This is a genomic window from Paenibacillus lupini, from assembly GCF_011761355.1.
In the GTDB taxonomy this organism is placed as follows: Bacteria; Bacillota; Bacilli; order Paenibacillales; family Paenibacillaceae; genus Pristimantibacillus; species Pristimantibacillus lupini.
Map to the genome: position 1 here is coordinate 225,346 of NZ_JAASRW010000002.1, position 19,785 is coordinate 245,130.

Consider the following 19,785-nt stretch of genomic DNA (forward strand, 5'->3'; position numbering starts at 1 on the left):
AAGGAGTTTAAACTTTTGAGGAAAATAATTGGTACGTCTTGCCTTCTACTGTTCATGCTTCTTGGATTAGCAGCGTGTGGTAATAATAGTGAGCCGACGATGATTACTTCTGATGAAGTGATCCAAGATGTTGAAGGGTCTGCTCATAATATATATTTAGGTATCGCAAAGGGGAACGATGAGAAATTTCTATTGTCTACGTTGATTATCGATGATAGTGAAGTGACGATGACGAAGCGGAAAGAAAAGTTAGAAGTGAAGATAACTGCTTTTATAGGGGATAGCAAGTGGAGATCTGAGGCTGAACAGACCATTATTGCTCATTACGGATTGGATAAATCTAGACAGTGGGTGTATGAGGGAATAAGTGTAAAAGATCCCGTCATCCCAGTCGAATTACGTTCCGCAATAGCTGAATAGAAAACGCAGACAATAATTGATATGGGGGCTCAATGATGGGAAAGGCTGATTGGATTTATAATGAATTAGTAAATGATATTCTTGAACATGGGTACTGGGACCAAGATTTGGATGTTAGAACAACATGGGCAGATGGTTCCCCAGCCTATACAAAAAGTCTAATTTCTAAGCAGTTAATATTTGATAACTCAGAAGTGCCAATTCTTACAACAAAAAGAGTGCCATGGAAATCGGCCATTCATGAATTGTTATGGTTTTATGTAAAGAGAACAAGTGATTGTACCTATTTGGATGATAACAACGTGAAGATATGGAAAGAGTGGACGAATACGAATAATCATATTGGGAAGGCCTATGGCTATCAGTTAGGAAAACCCATTATGATAAACGGAAAAATCACAAATCAAGTTCATAATCTAATTGATCAACTCATTAATAATCCTGCATCAAGAAGACATGTCATTTCACTTTGGAACATCGATGACCTGGATCAAATGGAGTTATATCCGTGTGTTTGGAATAACCAATGGCTTATTAAACAAGGGGCACTTCATTTAGTGGTTAATGCTAGATCAAATGATATCGGATTAGGTAATCCATTCAATGTCTTCCAATATTACGTTTTACAACGAATGATAGCTCAAGTAACGGGATACAACCTAGGATCTCTTACGTTCAATATTAATGATGCACATATTTATGAAAGACACGTAGATCCTTTAAAGGAACAGGTCGGTCGTCATCCCTATCCAGCCCCTGAACTTTGGATCAATCCTGAAATAAAAAGGTTCGATGATTTTACAATAAATGATTTCATTTTAAAAGATTACGAATACCATCCAAAAATTCAGATGGAAATTGCGATCTAACTTTTTAGACTGCTGAAATCATAGAGATACATAAAAGGAGCAGATTGCCACAGCAGACTGCTCCTTTCTCATATGGATTATCTTATTTGGTTTCCAGGAATTCGAGCACAGCGCCTAGAAATTCGGCTTGGTACTCCACATTAGAGAGATGAACGGAAGGAAGTATAACGAGCTTTGCATTGGGTACTGTCTCGGCAAGTAATTCGCTGTGGCTTGGAAGTGTTACGGTGTCATACTGGCCGGCAATGACAAGTGTGGGGTTGTTAATCAGTGCGGCTGTCCGGCGCATATCCATGTCGCGGATCGCAGCCCAGCTGCCTGCAATTCCCTGTGGGCGAGTAGCGAGTACCGTTTCTCGGAATGATGCGACGAGCGCATTATCTGACACGAGCATATGCGAAGGGAACCAATTGTTCATGAACATATCGGCGAACTCAGGTAGTTTCCCCGGTTGAAGTACAGAGGTGATTAAACTCTCCCATTGATCAGCCGGCCCAAGGTAAGAGGAAGTATTGCTTAAGATTAGCCGGTCAATCCGCTCTGGAGCGTAGATACCAAGCCATTGTCCGATAACACCACCAAGCGACAGACCAAGAAAGTGCATACGATCAATTTGAAGGGCATCAAGTAATTCGATTACATCCCGCCCTAGTCTGTCGAAAGAATATGGACCGTCAGGTGTATCCGAGTCGCCGTGCCCCCGATAATCATAGCGAAGGACTCGGAAGTGCAAAGATAATTCTGCTAGCTGGCCATCCCACATGCTCATCGAAGTGGCAATGGAGTTCCCAAGCATCAGTACTGGTTTACCTGCTGAGCCATCGATTCGATACGCAATCCGAACACCATCACCAGTCTTGAAAAAGTTTACCCCCGCCGTTGTTCTGCTTTCGTCATTTATTATGTTTTTCATCGTCCTCAATCCCCTTCATTGGTTATTAGTGACATTTTATTGGAACCGACTTACAATTTGAATGGGAATATGAAGGCGTTTGGTGCTTGAAAACTTAATTCTATCGTTGATGTCCGACCTAAACTTATAAAATTGAGGTGCTCTGAATATGGATCACATTGATTACAAAATATTATCAATCCTTCACGATAACGCCAGGATTACGATTTCCGAGATGAGCAGAATGATCGCAATGTCACAGCCTGCTGTAACGGAACGACTTCGGAAGCTGGAGGAGCAGGGGGTTATAACAGGCTATCGAGCGGAGATTTCCCCTTCTAAGCTAGGCAAATATACGACCGCCTTTGTTCTTTTCAAATCAAATAACTGCAAAGAGTTTGAAGTCTTCGTCGAAGCTTCCCCAGAGATCGTCGATTTCTACAGAACGAGTGGGGAATATAATTACCTATTAAAGGTTATTACCGAAACAAGTGAAACCTTAGAGGCTTTTCTAGAAACTTGTAATACATTTGGATTTTCATTAACTAACGTTGTTCTCTCCACACGATTCGAGCATAAAAGCCTTGTCACAAGCCAGGATTGACTTATCTAAATGGATTTGGGGGGATAAATAATTGAGTGACAGACAGTATAATCTGAATTTTGAAAAACTGTGTACGACATTACAACTAGGTGAATTGGTTGGTACACCTGAGGTGCTGACTGGCGGACTTTTACATCGAATGTATACTGTTGAAACTACTGAGGGGAAATATGCCATTAAAGCATTAAATCCTCAAGTTATGATCAGACCTAAGGCGATGCAAAACATAAGTAATTCCGAAAGAATTGCTAATGTGGCTGCCAATCATGTTCCTGCACTTCCAGCAAAGCAATTTAACGGAACCTCAGTACAGCAGATCGATAATCAATGTTATCTCGTATTCGATTGGGTTGATGGCAGAAGTTTGAAAGCAAATGAAATGAATAGGGTCCACTGTGAGAAAATAGGTGCTATTCTAGCAGACATTCATAGGACGGATTTTACAGAGCTCGGTCTCAGCAAAGAGGAGTCAGGTGTTGCTCAATTAATAAATTGGACTTATTACTTTGAACAGGGCCAAATAAATCATGCAGTATGGGCTCCTTTATTTTGCGAAACGCTAGAACGGCTTTACGACTGGAATGCAAAAGCTAATGATGCAGTAAAACAACTAGAATCCAATACGGTGATTAGCCATCTAGATTTGGATGCTAAGAATGTGATGTGGAACGCAGACAATCCCATCCTTATTGATTGGGAAGCATCAGGGCATATCCATCCAATGCAAAGCTTGACTGAAACCGCAGTTTACTGGTCAGAGGATGATACAGGAACGCTGGATAAAGAGAGATTCATGGCTTTTGTCAGAGGGTATAAAAAGAGATACGGAGCCATTCAAGCAATTTGGAATCAGGTATTAAAGACCGGCTTCGCAGGAATGTTAGGCTGGCTGGAATATAATTTAAAGCGGTCATTATGGCTGGAATGCACAGACGAGCAAGAACAGCAGATGGGAACGGATCAGGTTACAGCAACCATAAATGCTTTAGCACGTTATGCAGATCGGATTTCTGAAATTGAACAGTGGCTCGTTGACGAGAGTAAATGAGAGAATTTTTAGGAGTATATGAGTTCCAACATATGGTAGAGTTAGGGGGTGCTAGATTGTAAATTATGGAAATGAAATGATTTAGGAGGCGGAAAGGATGAAAATAACGATCAAACGAAACACAGCAGTACTTTTATCATTCCTATTATTACTACTATCCATGCAATTAGGAGAGAAGAAGGCATTTGCTGATTCTCCTATAACATCGACTCCCTTTTATCAAGCTTATCTCGATATTGATATTGTAGCCGCAGCGCACAGTTCAGGTTACAGCAAAGAGATTGCTGAGTTTTTAGCAGCTGAGAAAAATCCTCTTGATCAAAAGGCCGCAGTGATGAATGCGATCTATTCTAGCTACAGTCAATGGGATGACCGCGATATTATGAATCAATATGCAAAAGAAATTTATGGAAAGGAAGCAAACTCACTTAATTTTAATCTGCTTCGTGGAGATGAAATATTTGTCCTTGGGTATCTGAAGGTGCTCGATCATTACATGAACCCGGATACGAATTGGATTGGACAAGCCAGTGAAGCTTTGCCGAACAGCATGACTATAGCTCTGGTTAACTCTCTTGCAAGATCGCAAGGGTCGTCTGAAGCTATGGCGCTTAGTTATTGTTATATGGAGAAGGTACTTGCCGATAAAAGCCTGGTCCAAGATATTCGGCAAGAGGCCATTGATATTATTACAGATTATATCGATCTCTATAAAAAGGATGCAGGATGTCGCGACGAAGTAACAGAACTAATGAATAACTCGATCGGACTGATTATAAATAAACCACACGTATTAGTCTTTGGTCAGCAGCAAACGGTTGACTCATCAAATGCTAAAGTCGCACCTTATGTCAAAAACGGCACGACATATGTTCCGTTGGTCTTTATCTCCCATGCTTTAGGGGCTACCGTTAATTATGACAAGAAGCAGGGGGAAATTACGATTGAACATGCATATTTGGAAAGTATGCCGACTCATAATCTAGTATTTAAACTAAAAGATTCGGTAAACAAGTTTGAGATTCGCAATGACCGCGCATTTGTTCCGCTTCGTACAATTGCCGAAGCATTACATTTGCAGGTTTACTATAGCAAAGGATTAATCATCCTTTCAAAAGGGATTGTCCTTCACCCTCAGCTTGCCCATGATCAACAGTTAGCTAATGAAATCAGAGCCCAAATCGAACACCCTCAATATTGATCAAATTATTGCTGGGGAAATATTAATAGTAATTAAATTTTCGAAACCACCATTCCAATGGTGGTTTTTTTATTTTGCCCGCCCCCCTCTTAGCAGAGGGAGAAAGTGGGCAGACGGAGCAAGTGAATGTTCTGTAGACTCGCTTTTGCCGACCGGATTGTACCCGCTCAGCGGGCTAACCAATTCAAAACAATCCGGCGGCAATGGCGATCGAAAGAACATTGACTTGCGCAGTACTAACAATTCCCCATTGAACCAGATTGGGGCAGTATGATGGCTTCCTCTGTTATGAGCGTGCTGCCAGTTGTGCTCATCTTCGTATTCCTGCAGAAATTCTTAGTTGAAGGAATGACGGCTGGGGCGGTAAAGGGGTAAGTGGATAATTAGTGCTAGAGGGCCATCTTTCGTGATGGTCCTTTTCATTTGTATATAGAAACTCGTATATTTAAAACAAGGAGGCGAGCTCTAAATGAAAAATACGGCTGATAGAATACAAGGTTTTTATCAGAAACATTACAAGCTTTGCTACATACAATCCTTTAATCTGGTACGTTGTGAGAATGAAGTGGGGATTTTAACAGATAACTTAATCATAACGCTTAGTTCACTTCCGCTAGTGGAAGAGGGGCAAAAAGTAATCATTACTTTTGAGGATGTTAAAGATCTAAAAATAAGCAGCTTCCAGGGAGTATTCCGTGTAGAAATAAACATTCAGGATATTTCAGAGGAACAACTTGAGGATATAAGCTTTAGGGTAAAAGAAGAAGAGCATGATACCTTCGCATTTATGTGTAGAGCTTTTGATTGGGTAAGAACGTACTAGGAAATGTATGGTTCACAAGCTCGTATTGATCTCGATCAAAATGCTGGAATACATGATAATCTCGAGAGACAAGAGCTAATCGCTTAATATAATGCGATAATACAGTTAGATTAGCCATTCTTGAGCAATTTATTACCAATTTGAGATTTTACCTGCACATTTGCATCAGATTCAATGGAAATGAGCATCAACTGCTAAATGGCCTGCACTTTTGCAGGTTGATTGAGACTATATAAGGTACCTGTTGAGTAGAGATAACTCTAGCAACTGGTGCTTTTTTTTCTATAAACGAAACTAATCACGTATTTCTGTCGTCTAACAACTAGAATTAAATCCCTTATAATGGAATCTATCAATCGTAGAGGTGAGTCATTATCAAGCTGCAGAAACGAACGATAACCAGGATAGCCATCATTATTTTAGTTATGATGTGGGTTGTTAGCTTCTTAACCCCGGAATTGACAATCCGAAGGTATATGCTGATCCGCATTCACCTTGGAAGTGTATTTACATCAAATATAACTGATATGAAGCAATATGACCGTCATTATGGGCATTGGTATGATGTAACCAATTATGTAGACAGAGTTACTGGTGATGAATTATTTGTTTTCTATCTTAGAAAATTTGGGCCGTTCTGGGTTGTCTCAAGTGTTGGGACTGCTCCTTAACAGCCATAAAACGAAAACAACCACTTCCCATACAGTAGGGAAGTGGTTGTTTGTTTTAAATAATTGATTTGCCGATAATCTCTTCAACTGGCTTAAGCAGCTTGGGATTACGCATCGTTGTGCTAAGAATTAGTTTTTCTCTCGGCACGGTAATAACAGCTAATTGTCGTCCTTGGCTTAACTTCTGTAAAGCAGCTTCGATCTTTTCAGGTGACATTCGAAATTCCGGTCCCCCTACGGTTAATGAAGATACAACTTCTCGGGAAGCGTTAAATAAAGGCAAGGAAAGTGCAAATACGGATTCCGTATATTCCCCTACTGAATAGGCCCATCCCGCAGCGCGGATCTTCTCAAGATCAAGGCGAAGCGCATCCTCAGAAACGATTGTCTTGTTGGTAAATGGCTGCAGTCCGTTGCTCATCAACGATTCCTGCTCCTCTTTCGGGAGAAAAGCCATAATGACTTTGTTCGATGCCCCTGTGTAAAGTGGAGACCGGCTTCCTACTGTAACGCCATAACGGATCGTTTGCGAGCTTTCCACGATTTCGCCTAAGGAATACTTCTTTGTATCCTTATCCTGCATAAGAAATCCATGCTGTTCGAAGGTAGCTAAAATTCGAAATACGATAGAATGGTTCATTTCCATTGCTTTCGCCAATTCCCGAACGCCCCACTGAGGCGTCTCCTTCGTAAAGTAATTCAATAGTTCGAGTGAATTATCTAACGTTTTTAACAAGGCAACCTTACGTGTCATTATTTACAAGAAATCTAGCAAAATTACGATAGTCCACGCTAATTGGGATGAGTAGAATGAAGGAATAAATGGATAGGCAATAAGGCTGTATGGAGGAATGTTCAATTGACTAAAATAGTGGTTAACGATTTGAGAACGTATTCTATTCCAGACACAATACCGAAAAATAAAGATTTTAATGTGCAAGTACGTACATCGGACGGGGAATGGACGGAGCTGGAGGTATTACTTGTAAAAGTGGATATGCATAACGTCAGGGAGGCATCGCTGGTAAAATTTGATTTCAGTGGTGAAGTTGAGGTGAAAATCTATTGTAACCGAGGATTGGTAAAAGAAGCTGCGATCCGTCCTCTCTCAAAGGGCATATCTGCAAAAGTGATTGATGAGCAAGTGATCCAGTTCATCTTAACCAAGCCCGAAAAACTTTCCATTGAGATCAACGGAGATCGATTCCATAACCTGCATCTCATTGCGAAAGAGCTGGAGGAGGATCACCCTGATCCAACCGATCCTGGTATTGCAGTCATTGAACCTCGAATTCATCGTGTGGAAGACTTGCAAGAGAAACTAACGTCGGATCGCTTTCATACGTTATATTTCAAACCTGGTATGCACCATATTGAGCAGGTCATCATTAACATTCCTTCCAACAAGAAGATCTACATCGAAGGCGGCGCTTATGTAGCTGGATCATTTGTCTGCGATAAGGTGGAGAATGTGCAAATCTCAGGTCGAGGCATGATCTATTTGGCGGAGTTTGGACGCTTCGCTGCCTTCCGTGGAGTTCGGGTGATGTACGCTCAGCATATCGACATCTCTGGAATATCCGTTATCGATCCGCCTCATTACAGCATTTATCTTGGGCAATCCCAACATATCCGAATCTCAAATTTTGAATCATTTAGTACTCGGGGCTGGTCAGATGGTATCGATATGATGTCCTGCTGCGACGTTGAGATCGATGATGTGTTCATGCGTAATTCGGATGACTGTATCGCCATCTACGGTCATCGCTGGTGTTACTATGGTAACACTCGGAATATTACGGTAAAAAATTCAACCCTATGGGCCGATGTAGCCCATCCGACTATGATTGGAACACATGGGGATTATGATGCAGATGGAACTCTAATCGAAAACATCATTTTCGAAAATATCGATATCCTCGAGCATCATGAGCCTCAGGATAATTATCAGGGCTGCCTGACCATCAACGCCGGTGACAAAAATACGGTGCGCCAAGTGTCTTACCGCAACATCCGAATCGAGCCATTTGAGCTCGGACGGATTATCGATATCCGTGTCATCTGGAATCCTGACTACAATCCATTCCCAGGTAATCGAATCGAGCATATAACGTTCGATGGTATCTATTACAATGGCAGCGACAACGCGATTTCCCGCCTCAGTGGTTTCGATGCAGAACGTTCCATCGACGGAGTCACAATCCAGAATTTCTATATCAACAATCTTAAAGTCACCGATCCCACCTCCGGTAATTTCGAGCTGGGAGAGCACGTGAATCGACTTAAGTTTAGTTAGGTTTTAACTTACTATCTTTTAATGGCTGTGCGGATTAAGACCGTACAGCCATTTTTTGTTCGCTCACAAAGTGAAAACGGAGCAATCGAATGATTCTGAAGAAGCGTTAGCGTCCGCCTTTGCTCTGGGATTCCAACCTTATTAATTTTAGATCAAGGAATAACAGAGCAACAGTGGTCGAAGAACATTCGATTGCGCAGTTTGAACGGAAAATTACAAGGAATCTTGTAAAAGTGTGATATTTTCATTTTTTTGATGCGCTTACAATTAGTTTAGCAAGAGGAAATGTTAACAACAGAGAGTAGGAGAATGGGCATGGATAAAGACAAGATTCAGCAGTGGATTGACAGCACATGGGACAAAATCGAGCTTAAGATGTCTGCGCAATGTGACCGGATCGGTGATCGAATCCCTTATGTACCAGAAGGTGGGGTATACCGTGAGGATATGGGAGAGAGCGACGTATTCTGGTGGACGAACGGATTTTGGCCGGGCATGCTATGGCACATGTATCAAGCGACGAAGGAAGACAAATATAAAGCTGCAGCTGAAGGTGTGGAACGCAGACTGGATGCGGCGTTTGACGGATATGACGGATTACATCATGATGTTGGGTTTATGTGGCTGCATTCCGCAGTAGCGAACTATCGCTTTACTGGGAATGAGAGATCGAAGTCTAGAGGCATGCACGCTGCGAATCTGCTGGCCGGACGATACAATCCCCGGGGCAAATTCATCAGAGCCTGGAATGATGACTGCACAGGCTGGATCATTATCGACAGCATGATGAACATTCCGCTCCTATATTGGGCGAGTCAGGAATCAGCTGACCCAAGGTTTCAATATATCGCAATCGATCACGCGGATACAGTGCTCCGGCACACAATACGGGAAGACGGCTCTAGCAATCATATAGCAATTCTGAGTCCTGAGAACGGCGAGTTAATGGAAACGCCAGGTGGTCAAGGTTTTGCGAGTGGTTCCTCTTGGTCGAGAGGTCAGGCATGGGCATTATATGGGTTCGCATTAAGCTACCGTTACACGAAGGATGAACGTTACCTGAACGCAGCAAAACGTATCGCACACTACTTCATCGCTAACGTATCTGCCACAGGATTTGTTCCTGTCGTTGATTTCCGTTCGCCGAAGGAGCCAGTGAAATGGGATACAACAGCAGGTGTATGTGCAGCTTGCGGGCTGCTCGAATTAGCAGATGCACTTCCGGAGCTTGAACAGGATTTATACCGGCATGCAGCAATTAACATTCTTTGTGCAACGGATGAACGCTTCTGCAATTGGAACGTAGGCGAAGATTCTATCGTGGACGGCGGAACGGCAGCTTATCACGGCGAGAGACATACAGAGGTTCCAATTATTTACGGCGATTACTTCTTCATCGAAGCAGTAATGCGTTTGAAAGGCAAGCATGTGCTCATTTGGTAGAAGAAAGCATCAGATGAGAGTGATATGGAAAGGAGCACATCGTAATGGAAAATGCACATCCTGCAATAATTGAAAGCGCTTCTGCGAAGCAATCCAAATTACGACACACCTGGAGAGAGTATAAAAAGAGCAGATATCTTCTCCTGATGCTGCTGCCGGTCCTGGTATGGTATGCGATTTTCTGCTACGGACCTATGTACGGCATTCTGATTGCTTTTAAAGATTTTAGTCCAGTTCTGGGAACTTGGGACAGCCCTTGGAACAACTTTGCCTACTTTGATTACTTGTTCAATCAGTCACCAGAGTTTCCTCGAATTTTAAAAAATACCGTAATCATAAGCGGTCTAAATATTTTATTCGGATTTCCAGCACCGATCATTTTAGCCCTTTTGCTTAATGAGCTGCGAATCACCTGGTTTAAGAAAATTGCGCAGTCGATCTCGTACCTGCCGCATTTCTTCTCGTGGGTTGTTCTATCAGGTATCGTCTTCCTGATGCTTTCGCCTTCAACTGGTCCAGTTAACTATGTTCTTGGATGGTTTGGTATTGATCCGATCTACTTCCTTGGGGATACGAGGTATTTCCGATTTAGTCTAGTTGTGACCAACATCTGGAAAGAGGTAGGCTGGGGAACAATCGTATACCTCGCTGCATTGTCGAGTATTGATCAGACCTTGTACGAAGCTGCGCGTATGGACGGGGCGAACCGCTGGAAGCAAACGTGGCATGTCACTCTTCCATCGATGCTGCCAATTATATCAATTATGTTTATTCTCTCACTTGGCGGCATTCTGAACGCTGGCTTTGATCAAATCTACAACCTGTACAGCCCAGCTGTTTTTGAGGTTGGGGACGTCATAGACACCTATGTTTACAGGCAGGGTATTGTTAACTTCCAGATGGGATTAACAACAGCAGTTGGCTTATTCAAAAATGTGGTCGGGATCACACTGGTCCTTGGCACGAACTATATTGTGAAAAAAATGGGTCAGGAAGGCGTTCTGTAAGGAGGGGAGCAAGACAAGATGAAAATGACAAGCGGTGAAAAAATTTTCCAAGTAATTCTTCTCGTGTTTATATTAATACTTTGTGCAATAGCCATCTATCCATTCATCCATATTGCATCCATATCCTTCAGTGCTCCTAAGGAAGCTGGCCGCTTTGGGTTCCATTGGTTCCCAAGAGACATTGACCTCTTCTCCTGGAAGCAGCTGCTAACGCAGAAGAAGATTTGGATCGGGATGCGTAACACAACGCTTCGTACGGTCATTGGTACTGTGCTCAGCCTCATTGCAATGGCGCTGGCGGCTTATCCGCTCTCACGCAAGCATCTGCCGCATCGCAGCTTCTATACGATGATCATTGTATTCACGATGTTTTTCAGCGGTGGATTAATTCCAACTTACTTGCTGATTAGAGATCTGCACCTGCTTAACAACTTCTGGGTGTACATTCTGCCAGGATTAATTCCAACGTTTTCGATGCTCATTATGCGCAATTTCTTTATGACAATTCCGGTTGAAGTAGAAGAGTCAGCCAAAATCGACGGTGCAAACGATATGCGGATTTTATGGAGTATCATTCTTCCACTCTCAAAGCCGGTTCTAGCTACTTTAGGTTTATGGGCAGCCGTTGCCAATTGGAATGCTTGGTTTGATGCCATTATCTACGTCACTGACACAGATCTAAAGACCATTCAGTTCTTTCTGAGGGAAGTTGTCGTAACAAGCGCGGATGCCGAAATATTCGGAAGGGTTACGGGGGCGGCCAATCTTCAGTATGAGACCTCGATCAAGGCAGCTACTGTCATCTTCGCTGTTGTACCTATTCTAATCGTGTATCCGTTCCTGCAAAAGTATTTCGTTAAAGGGACGATGGTAGGTTCTCTGAAAGGTTAATACGGTGTGGTTTATCCGGATCTCTTACTCCGTTTAAATAATAGTCTATTACATGATAAAGGGGAGCAATAAAAATGAAGCATGGCAAAAAAGTGGTATTAGCGTCCGTATTGGCATTATCCCTTATGGCAGGCTGCAGCAGCAACTCGAACAATACACCAAACAGCACTACTAGCAATAATGCATCACAGACGAATGATGCTAAAGCTACGGATACAGCGAATGAAAAACTTATCGAGATCTCCATCGGTTCGACATGGAATCTGCCATCGGCAGACGGCAACGCAACTCAGAAATATCTTGAAGAGAAATATAATGTGAAATTCATCAACATGAATCTTACAGATGAGAGCTTTAAGCTGAAGCTTGCTTCCAACGAGATTCCTGATATTTTCCCAGGTACACTTCAAGAAGCAGACATGGCCAACTACGCAAGACAAGGGATTATCGCAACAATCTCTACGGATGAGATCAAGCAATATATGCCAAAATATTCGGCCGATATCGATGAAATTGACACCGCGGCATGGGGAATTGCACTTGTTGACGGTAAAAACTACGGCGTACCAAGAATTTGGTTGAACGGCCGATATGGATTTATCCCTACTTTTAATGGAGCTTGGCTGAACAAGATTGGCTATACAGAAGCACCAAAAACGTTAGAAGAATACGAGGATGTGCTGACGAAATTCCGTAATGACGATCCGGATGGCAACGGCAAGAAAGATACTTATGGCATGACAGGCCGCGGTAAAGCGGCAAGAAATCAGCTGTTTAATGAAGTTTTCGCTTCGTACGGGGTTAACCCTTATCAATTCATGCTGGCAGCGGACGGTACAGTCACTTGGGGCGGAATTACAGACCAAGCCAAGGAAGCGGCTAAGAAAATTAATCAATGGTATAACGCTGACCTGATCGATCCGGAATTCCTGACAGACGATAACGATCAAATTACGACGAAATGGAACAGCCAGAAGATTGGAATAAAAGACACCTTCATGTACCATCATCTATTTGGCATGCTGGAGCAGGACAAAGCAAATGGATTCCCGGTTGTATATGGCAAAGGTCTGATGGGTCCGGCAGGCAAGACATATGTCATGTCGAATGGTCCTCTGCAAACTCCGCTTATGTTCGGCAAGCAGCTGGAGAAGGATGATAAGAAACGGATTAAAATCCTGCAAATGCTTGAAGATCTTGCAACTAATGATGAAGTGTATCTCAAAACGACTTACGGTGAAGAAGGCGTATCGTACGATATGGTAGACGGTGTTCCTGTGTGGAAAAAAGAATATTTGGATACTCCGCAGCTTCAGAATGACCTGGGTACAGGTGGTTTCTATAATCCATTCGTAGATCGCTCGCTTTCCAATGCGAAGTTCCAAATGCCTGCCGACAAACAAGCATTCTCGGATAAGCTGAATACTGGTAACGAGATCATTTCCGATCTTCTTGGACCAACACCTTTGGAATCGAAAACGCAATATCTGGCTAACTTGAATACACTCGAGGATTCGTTCTATTCCAAAGTGATGGTAACGAAAGGCGACGTGGACAAGGAGTTTGTATCCTTTAAAGCGGAATGGCTGAAAGCCGGCGGTCAGCAAATGCTGGATGAGGCGACCAAAGTTTATCAAGAGCGTCAAGCAGCGTTGAAATAATAGGCCAAAGGAAGGCTTCTGGACGATCAGAAGTCTTCTTTTTTGCAGCTTAACAGCCTTTCAAATTTCACAATAGATAGAGGGTAGATGATGTGGCGGATAACTATGCAGGCTATTTGTTTGCCTATTTCAAGGGCAATGAGACAGCAGATGAAGAGCAGGTATACTTTGCGCTGAGTAAAGGGAATGATCCACTGCATTGGCTGGAGCTAAATGGCGGACGTCCTGTTCTGACCTCCAGATTAGGAGAAGGAGGGATAAGGGATCCGTATCTGGCAAGGTCACCGCAAGGGGATAAATTTTATCTAGTGGCAACTGATCTGAGTATTTATAGAAATCCGGGCTGGAACCGCGCGGTGACCTCAGGCAGCAAATCTATTATGGTGTGGAATTCCTATGATCTTATCCATTGGTCTGATCAGCGAATGGTCGAGGTTGCTCCGAGTGATGCAGGCTGCACTTGGGCACCGGAGATCTTCTATGATGCGAGGCATCAGCACTTTAAAGTATTCTGGGCTTCTATGGCAGACAGCTTCCCTGGCCGTTATCATCGGATGATGTATGTAACAACAAAAGATTTTGTGCAATTCAGTAAGCCGAAGGTATATATGGATTATGGCTATTCCGTTCTTGATGCGACTTTAATTGAACATCATGGGCAAATCTATCGGTTTACCAAAGGGAAGAACATTATCCAGGAGGAGGGACAATACTTTGAGGATGATTCCTATACGATGATCCATCATCAGGTAGAGCTGGATTTTATGGTTCGAGGGGAAGGGCCTATCATTTTCAAATCCAATGTCGAGGAGAAATGGTATCTGTTTATCGATGAATTTGGATTCAGAGGGTATATTCCGCTTGTGACTTCCGATCTATCATCGGGTACCTGGCAGATGCCCGCTCATTATTCCTTGCCGGATCGGCCGCGTCATGGCTCAGTTATTCCGGTTACGGCTCTGGAATATGAGAGATTACTGCAGGTTTATGGATAGATGTGAGAATCTATCCTTTCTATTTAAATTTGCGACAAGATCATATAAACTTTAAGAAGTTGCAAGCGTTATCATCATGGTAGAAAAGGGGCGGGATGACTCATGCGGCTGCTAATTGCAGATGACGATGATTACACCCGGGAAGGTTTAAGCGAGTCGATCGATTTCGAGAAATTTGGCATACAGGAAGTGTTCCTCGCATGTGACGGGGCTGAGGCATTAAAGCTGGCTGCACTTAAGAAGCCGGATATTGTTCTGACCGACGTCCGTATGCCGAAGCTGAATGGTATCGAATTTGCTGAGAAGCTTGCCGAGACATCTCCGGGATGCCAATTATTATTTATGAGCGGCTATATGGATGTGGAATATTTGAAGAGTGCCATTAAGCTGTCCGCTGTTGAATATATAGAGAAGCCGCTTAAGCTTGCTGAGGTAGAACAAGCTATTCTCAAATCCGTTCTTAGCATTCAGAGTAAACAGAAGCAAACGGCGGTTCTGAATCAAAAAAATGAGCTGGAGCGGCAGCGGCTGGTCGGCTTATTACGTAATACTGGAGCTGATCAGGACACCATTAAGGAGCTATGCCAGGAAACAGGTTTTCCCCTTGGCAAACGTTACGTGGGGATGATTATGTTTAGCAGGAATGAGGATGAGAGCAGCCGTGCCGATCTGGATCTCATTAACCGCTACTGGAGCAGTAACGGGGTAATGGCGATCGGAGAGCAGCTTGACCGATACCGCTGCTTTGTTATCGCCGCTTATGACAAACAGGATTATAAGCGGGTAAATTACTTGGCAGACTTGTTTGTCCGGAAAAATGAGACATACAGCATTGGAATGGGAGTGACTGCTAACCGGCTGGAAGAGCTTCCGGAGAGCTATCGCTTGGCTTGTATTGCAGCGGAGCGATCTTTCTATTATCCAGAGATCCGTTTCTACTCGCAGCAAGAGGAGAGAGAACAGAGCAAAGCTTTCTTCACGACTCTGCTGCCCAAGTTTTATAAAGTTAAAGAAGAACATCCCGATCAGCTTCTGCATTGGGTGGATACCACATGCAGCATGCTGAGAGATCATGAATATACAGACCGTGCACGAATTATTACCTTATTTGAGACCGCTGCGTTAGCCTTGGTTGGCGGAAATCAGAAGCTGCTTATTCAACTGGAGAATGATTATGGCATTCGGAATGTGGAGCAAAGCCTGCGTGAATGCAGGACACTTGATAGTTTGGAAATGATGATGCGGATCATCTGTACGACCTATATGGAGGAGGTTCAGGAGTCCTCTCCTTATTCCCGTCTCGTGCAGGATGTGATTGGGTATATTGCAGCTCATTACCGCAATCCGGACCTTGATTTGAGGACCATCGCTGACCAGATGCATCTGTCGACGGCTCATCTTGGGATGCTGTTCAAGCAGGAGACAGGTACATCAATCAAACAGTATATTAGCGATTACCGAATAGGTCTGGCAAAGAAGCTGGTCATGAGTGAGCATTATAAAATGAATACGATTGCTGAGCTGTGCGGCTACGCCAGTGCGAGCTATTTCGCCAAGGTGTTTAAGGCTTCTACCGATTTGTCGCCACTTGAATATAGAAAGAAGACCTGATCAGGATGAACCTTATCCATACCGTCAATGACATGCCTTTGCGCAAGAAGATCATTATTTTATTTGCTTTAATCGGGATTGTACCGCTCATTATCACCTTCTTTATCTCTTACGGAGAAATTCGCAAGCTTGTTGTGAACGGACAGAACTATGCGGAGAATCAGAGCTATGAGCAGACGCTGACCACCTTAAACCGCAAGCTGGAGCATATTGAGGAGTTATCCTCGATGCTGATCGTCAACAAAGATATGGAAACGATCCTATCCAAAGGTGCTGCCCGTATGAGTGTAGCCGATCAGATTGAGGTCTACGGCAATATCGTGGATTATACACAGATCATGGTATCAAGCTCGGACATCGACAACATCGTTTATTTTGTGGATGACAACTATGCCTTTACAGGTGTAGATACCCTCTTCCGGCGCATGAACAGCATTCGGCAGCAGGACTGGGCACAGAAGGTTATTGAAAATAAAGGCAGCCCTACCTGGACGTTAAATAAAGATATAGATATCCGTACAGGCCTGTCCTACCTGTCGCTGAACAAGCTGCTGTGGAACCCGGAAGACTATACCTCTGCGATTGGCATCGTATCTCTAAATGTGGAATTAAAGCAGATTGAGCAGAGTTTGACCAAATCCAATCCGGAACAACTCGTTTATGTCGAGACCGCAGCTGGTGAGCTTGTCGCAGGCAGCGGGAAGAAGGAGATTGAGACGATGCGGCTCGAGGGGCCTTTTGACAGTAAGGGCTCCTATGTCAACGTATCACTTGCAAGCGGATCCTATATGGCGAGAGGGCAAGAGATTGGGAATACCAATCTGTATCTGATGTCTGTCATTTCCCACCGCGCTGCGGCAGAGAGCATCAATAAAATTAAATATCAAATGGTCATGGTTTATTTGATCATTTGTCTTGTTCTTCTCTTATTTATTTTTCCAGTTGCCAAGTCTATTACACGCCGGATTTATCTGCTAATGAACAAAATGAGCCAGGTGAGGCAGGGCCGTCTGAATGAACTGGATATTCGTCCAAGCAAGGATGAGGTTGGCCAGCTGATCTTAAGCTATAACTATATGATTAATAGCGTGCAGGAGCTTATGGTCGAGCAATATAAATTAGGCCAGGAGAAGACGCAAGCGGAACTGAAGGCGCTCCAATCCCAGATCAATCCCCATTTTCTGTACAATACGCTTGATATGCTTAACTGGATGGCGCAGAAGGAAGAACGGGACAATATTCAGCAGATTATTTATGCCTTATCTGATTATTACAAGCTGATTTTGAACAAAGGTCATGATTTTGTAACGGTCAAGGATGAGCTCAAGCTGAGCACAATCTATATGGAAATCCAGAAGAAACGGTTCAAGAACCGGATTCAGCTTGAAGTGGAAGTTGATGAGCAGGTGATGGACTGCATGCTTCCTAAGATCACTCTTCAGCCGATTGTCGAGAACGCGATCCTTCACGGAATTTCTGAAAAGCCAGGTGGAAGAGGAACGGTTCGGATCACAGGCCGCATAGACAACGAACGTCTCATTATACAAATATGCGATGACGGTGTTGGCATGTCGGAAGAGGGAAGCAGTCAGCAGCGCAGACATCGCGGAAGCGGCTATGGCATCAGCAATATTATGAAGCGGCTGGATTTATATTTTGGTCAGACTGCAGAGCTCACGCTGCAAAGCACGCCAGATGAGGGGACTTGTGTCACGATTGATGTTCCGGTCACTCACCGATAGAGAGATGGTTGGTTTCAAGGGGGTTAGTATAGTATGCGATTACTTCGATTAATGCCGGCTTTGCTGGCTATACCAATATTCATGAGTGGTTGTTCGGGGCAGGCGAATGATGCGCTTGATGTTACAGATGTAAACGAGGTTATTAAGCCGGTTATTCAGCTCAATGCGATTACGATGGGAAGCCCGCCTGCAGGTGGTATGGATTCCTTTTATAAGCAGCTTGATGAATTGACCATACGGGATTTTGGGATGACAATCCGGTTTGACTTTATCCCTTGGGATGAAGAGAAGAGCAACATTGGCATGGCGATTGCCTCAAAGAAATATGATTTCTACGTGGGTGGCTCCTGGTCAGACTTCAAGTCCTTTGCCGCCAAAAATGCATTCGTTAACTTGACCCCTTTATTAAATCAGGTCCCAAAGCTGGTCGATCACTATCAAGGTATATTGGGAAAAATGAAGATTGATGGGAAGCTCTACGGCATTCCGCAATTAAATGTACCCGGGGCAGGCCGTGAAGGCATGTTTTATCGGGAAGATTTGAGAAAGAAGTGGGGATTACCTCCAATTAAGAACTTTGAAATAATGGAGCAGTATTTGTATAAAGCAAAAGGGGAATACCCGGACACACCAATGATTATTGATAAACGATACAGTGATAATTTGTGGTTTTCCTTAACCGGGGATAAATATTATAAGGTGACCGAGCTCGCAGTTGCACCGATTGATGACCCCTATAACGTGACGAGTATGTTTGATACCCCAGAGTATAAGCAAATGGTAGCAAAATCAAAGCAATGGTATGACGACGGAATCGTCGACCATGATATTCTTGGGGCGCAAGAGAATGAAACAACAAAGACATTAGGCTTAATGAAGGAAAATAAGAAGCCGCTGGAATTTAACAATCATTTTGGAGCGGTCAGCAATTCTTATGTTTCAACCCTGCAGTCTACTTATCCCGAGCAAGAATACGGTTGGTTTGACTATATGTTTGATATGTTCCCAGGCACTGTTTTTATGCCAAGTACGTCTGTTAACGCCACAACACAGATTTCGATAGGATCCAATTCCAGGTATCCTGATCTAGCGCTTAAATTTCTTGAAAAAGCCCATACAGACCAAGCCTACTACAATCTGCTGACGTATGGTGTTGAAGGGGAGAATTATCATTTAATGGATGGTAAGATTTCTTACGAAGGAATTAAGGATGAGAATAAAAAGCAATCTTGGACCGGCGTGTTAGACGGTTATATGAATGTTCCAATTCGATATCCTGAGGAGTGGCAGAAGACCGTCGATAAGCTTACAGTAACGGAAGGACCTAAGCTTGCGGAGAAAAATGGTGCCGATCCGTATCAGGATTTCCTGTTTGATACGTCATCCCTTTTCGAACAGCTGTCGAATCTGGTGACGGTACAGGAGCAGTACATTCAACCGCTTAATCTAGGGATTAGCAAGGACATCGATCATGACCTTGCGGTTCTTAAGGTGAAGCTGAAGGAAGCGGGAATTGATACGTATATGAAGGAGCTTCAAGCGCAGCTGGATAAGGTGAAGCTCAGCAAAAGCAAATAGGGAACTGTAACGAATGAAGGCTATCCAATGGAA

Annotated in this window: 17 protein-coding genes; 15 read left to right on the plus strand and 2 right to left on the minus strand. The window is 43.4% G+C overall.

Translation table 11 applies throughout. The features are described from left to right. The first annotated feature begins 15 nt into the window (after window positions 1-15). The gene (locus tag FHS17_RS06695; RefSeq protein ID WP_167277044.1) at window positions 16-420 is read left to right on the plus strand and encodes a hypothetical protein; all 405 of its coding nucleotides are present in this window, start codon (window positions 16-18) and stop codon (window positions 418-420) included. Between the two features lie 35 nt (window positions 421-455). Further along, window positions 456-1,289: a thymidylate synthase gene (thyA, locus tag FHS17_RS06700; RefSeq protein WP_167278172.1), complete on the plus strand. Its 834-nt coding sequence runs from the start codon at window positions 456-458 to the stop codon at window positions 1,287-1,289. Window positions 1,290-1,371: 82 nt separating this feature from the next. Here thyA and FHS17_RS06705 read toward each other — a convergent pair whose 3' ends face one another. Next, a complete protein-coding gene (locus tag FHS17_RS06705; protein ID WP_167277047.1) occupies window positions 1,372-2,202 on the minus strand; it encodes an alpha/beta fold hydrolase in 831 nt (276 codons plus the stop codon). Between the two features lie 148 nt (window positions 2,203-2,350). On the opposite strand from FHS17_RS06705, the gene FHS17_RS06710 reads away from it, so the two are divergent. The 4 genes from FHS17_RS06710 (at window position 2,351) to FHS17_RS06725 (ending at window position 5,857) form a co-directional block, all read left to right on the plus strand. Then, the gene (locus FHS17_RS06710) at window positions 2,351-2,785 is read left to right on the plus strand and encodes an Lrp/AsnC family transcriptional regulator (protein ID WP_167277050.1); all 435 of its coding nucleotides are present in this window, start codon (window positions 2,351-2,353) and stop codon (window positions 2,783-2,785) included. Between the two features lie 31 nt (window positions 2,786-2,816). Then, window positions 2,817-3,833 (plus strand): phosphotransferase family protein, encoded by a 1,017-nt coding sequence (locus FHS17_RS06715; protein WP_167277054.1) that lies wholly within the window; start codon window positions 2,817-2,819, stop codon window positions 3,831-3,833. A gap of 97 nt (window positions 3,834-3,930) precedes the next feature. After that, on the plus strand, window positions 3,931-5,034 hold the full coding sequence (locus tag FHS17_RS06720) for a copper amine oxidase N-terminal domain-containing protein (protein WP_167277057.1): 1,104 nt from the start codon (window positions 3,931-3,933) through the stop codon (window positions 5,032-5,034). Between the two features lie 469 nt (window positions 5,035-5,503). After that, the gene (locus FHS17_RS06725; RefSeq protein WP_167277060.1) at window positions 5,504-5,857 is read left to right on the plus strand and encodes a hypothetical protein; all 354 of its coding nucleotides are present in this window, start codon (window positions 5,504-5,506) and stop codon (window positions 5,855-5,857) included. Between the two features lie 726 nt (window positions 5,858-6,583). Here FHS17_RS06725 and FHS17_RS06730 read toward each other — a convergent pair. Further along, window positions 6,584-7,282 (minus strand): IclR family transcriptional regulator, encoded by a 699-nt coding sequence (locus FHS17_RS06730; RefSeq protein WP_167277063.1) that lies wholly within the window; start codon window positions 7,280-7,282, stop codon window positions 6,584-6,586. A gap of 105 nt (window positions 7,283-7,387) precedes the next feature. Here FHS17_RS06730 and FHS17_RS06735 point away from each other — a divergent pair, with 105 nt between their 5' ends. From FHS17_RS06735 to FHS17_RS06775, 9 genes are all read left to right on the plus strand, one after another. Beyond that, window positions 7,388-8,824 carry a glycosyl hydrolase family 28 protein gene (locus FHS17_RS06735; RefSeq protein ID WP_167277066.1) on the plus strand — a complete coding sequence of 479 codons (1,437 nt, stop codon included), beginning with the start codon at window positions 7,388-7,390 and terminating at the stop codon, window positions 8,822-8,824. Between the two features lie 315 nt (window positions 8,825-9,139). Then, a complete protein-coding gene (locus FHS17_RS06740; RefSeq protein ID WP_208420254.1) occupies window positions 9,140-10,267 on the plus strand; it encodes a glycoside hydrolase family 88 protein in 1,128 nt (375 codons plus the stop codon). 44 nt (window positions 10,268-10,311) lie between these two features. Beyond that, window positions 10,312-11,274 (plus strand): ABC transporter permease, encoded by a 963-nt coding sequence (locus tag FHS17_RS06745; RefSeq protein WP_167277072.1) that lies wholly within the window; start codon window positions 10,312-10,314, stop codon window positions 11,272-11,274. A gap of 18 nt (window positions 11,275-11,292) precedes the next feature. Continuing rightward, window positions 11,293-12,165 carry a carbohydrate ABC transporter permease gene (locus FHS17_RS06750; protein WP_167277075.1) on the plus strand — a complete coding sequence of 291 codons (873 nt, stop codon included), beginning with the start codon at window positions 11,293-11,295 and terminating at the stop codon, window positions 12,163-12,165. 74 nt (window positions 12,166-12,239) lie between these two features. Beyond that, on the plus strand, window positions 12,240-13,826 hold the full coding sequence (locus FHS17_RS06755) for a type 2 periplasmic-binding domain-containing protein (RefSeq protein ID WP_167277078.1): 1,587 nt from the start codon (window positions 12,240-12,242) through the stop codon (window positions 13,824-13,826). A gap of 92 nt (window positions 13,827-13,918) precedes the next feature. After that, a complete protein-coding gene (locus tag FHS17_RS06760) occupies window positions 13,919-14,821 on the plus strand; it encodes a glycoside hydrolase family protein (RefSeq protein ID WP_167277081.1) in 903 nt (300 codons plus the stop codon). Between the two features lie 102 nt (window positions 14,822-14,923). Continuing rightward, the gene (locus FHS17_RS06765) at window positions 14,924-16,432 is read left to right on the plus strand and encodes a response regulator (protein WP_167277085.1); all 1,509 of its coding nucleotides are present in this window, start codon (window positions 14,924-14,926) and stop codon (window positions 16,430-16,432) included. Window positions 16,433-16,437: 5 nt separating this feature from the next. After that, the gene (locus FHS17_RS06770; RefSeq protein WP_167277088.1) at window positions 16,438-18,174 is read left to right on the plus strand and encodes a sensor histidine kinase; all 1,737 of its coding nucleotides are present in this window, start codon (window positions 16,438-16,440) and stop codon (window positions 18,172-18,174) included. Window positions 18,175-18,207: 33 nt separating this feature from the next. After that, entirely contained in the window at window positions 18,208-19,752 is a 1,545-nt protein-coding gene (locus tag FHS17_RS06775) for a DUF3502 domain-containing protein (RefSeq protein WP_167277091.1), read from the plus strand. The last annotated feature ends 33 nt before the right edge of the window (window positions 19,753-19,785 follow it).

What these genes read in the sequence shown, in the direction of transcription:
- thyA (WP_167278172.1), top strand. Translation starts at nt 456, where the DNA reads ATGGGAAAGGCTGATTGGATTTATAATGAATTAGTAAATGATATTCTT.
- FHS17_RS06705 (WP_167277047.1), bottom strand. Translation starts at nt 2,202, where the DNA reads ATGAAAAACATAATAAATGACGAAAGCAGAACAACGGCGGGGGTAAAC.
- FHS17_RS06710 (WP_167277050.1), top strand. Translation starts at nt 2,351, where the DNA reads ATGGATCACATTGATTACAAAATATTATCAATCCTTCACGATAACGCC.
- FHS17_RS06720 (WP_167277057.1), top strand. Translation starts at nt 3,931, where the DNA reads ATGAAAATAACGATCAAACGAAACACAGCAGTACTTTTATCATTCCTA.
- FHS17_RS06725 (WP_167277060.1), top strand. Translation starts at nt 5,504, where the DNA reads ATGAAAAATACGGCTGATAGAATACAAGGTTTTTATCAGAAACATTAC.
- FHS17_RS06730 (WP_167277063.1), bottom strand. Translation starts at nt 7,282, where the DNA reads ATGACACGTAAGGTTGCCTTGTTAAAAACGTTAGATAATTCACTCGAA.
- FHS17_RS06740 (WP_208420254.1), top strand. Translation starts at nt 9,140, where the DNA reads ATGGATAAAGACAAGATTCAGCAGTGGATTGACAGCACATGGGACAAA.
- FHS17_RS06745 (WP_167277072.1), top strand. Translation starts at nt 10,312, where the DNA reads ATGGAAAATGCACATCCTGCAATAATTGAAAGCGCTTCTGCGAAGCAA.
- FHS17_RS06750 (WP_167277075.1), top strand. Translation starts at nt 11,293, where the DNA reads ATGAAAATGACAAGCGGTGAAAAAATTTTCCAAGTAATTCTTCTCGTG.
- FHS17_RS06755 (WP_167277078.1), top strand. Translation starts at nt 12,240, where the DNA reads ATGAAGCATGGCAAAAAAGTGGTATTAGCGTCCGTATTGGCATTATCC.
- FHS17_RS06765 (WP_167277085.1), top strand. Translation starts at nt 14,924, where the DNA reads ATGCGGCTGCTAATTGCAGATGACGATGATTACACCCGGGAAGGTTTA.
- FHS17_RS06770 (WP_167277088.1), top strand. Translation starts at nt 16,438, where the DNA reads ATGAACCTTATCCATACCGTCAATGACATGCCTTTGCGCAAGAAGATC.
- FHS17_RS06775 (WP_167277091.1), top strand. Translation starts at nt 18,208, where the DNA reads ATGCGATTACTTCGATTAATGCCGGCTTTGCTGGCTATACCAATATTC.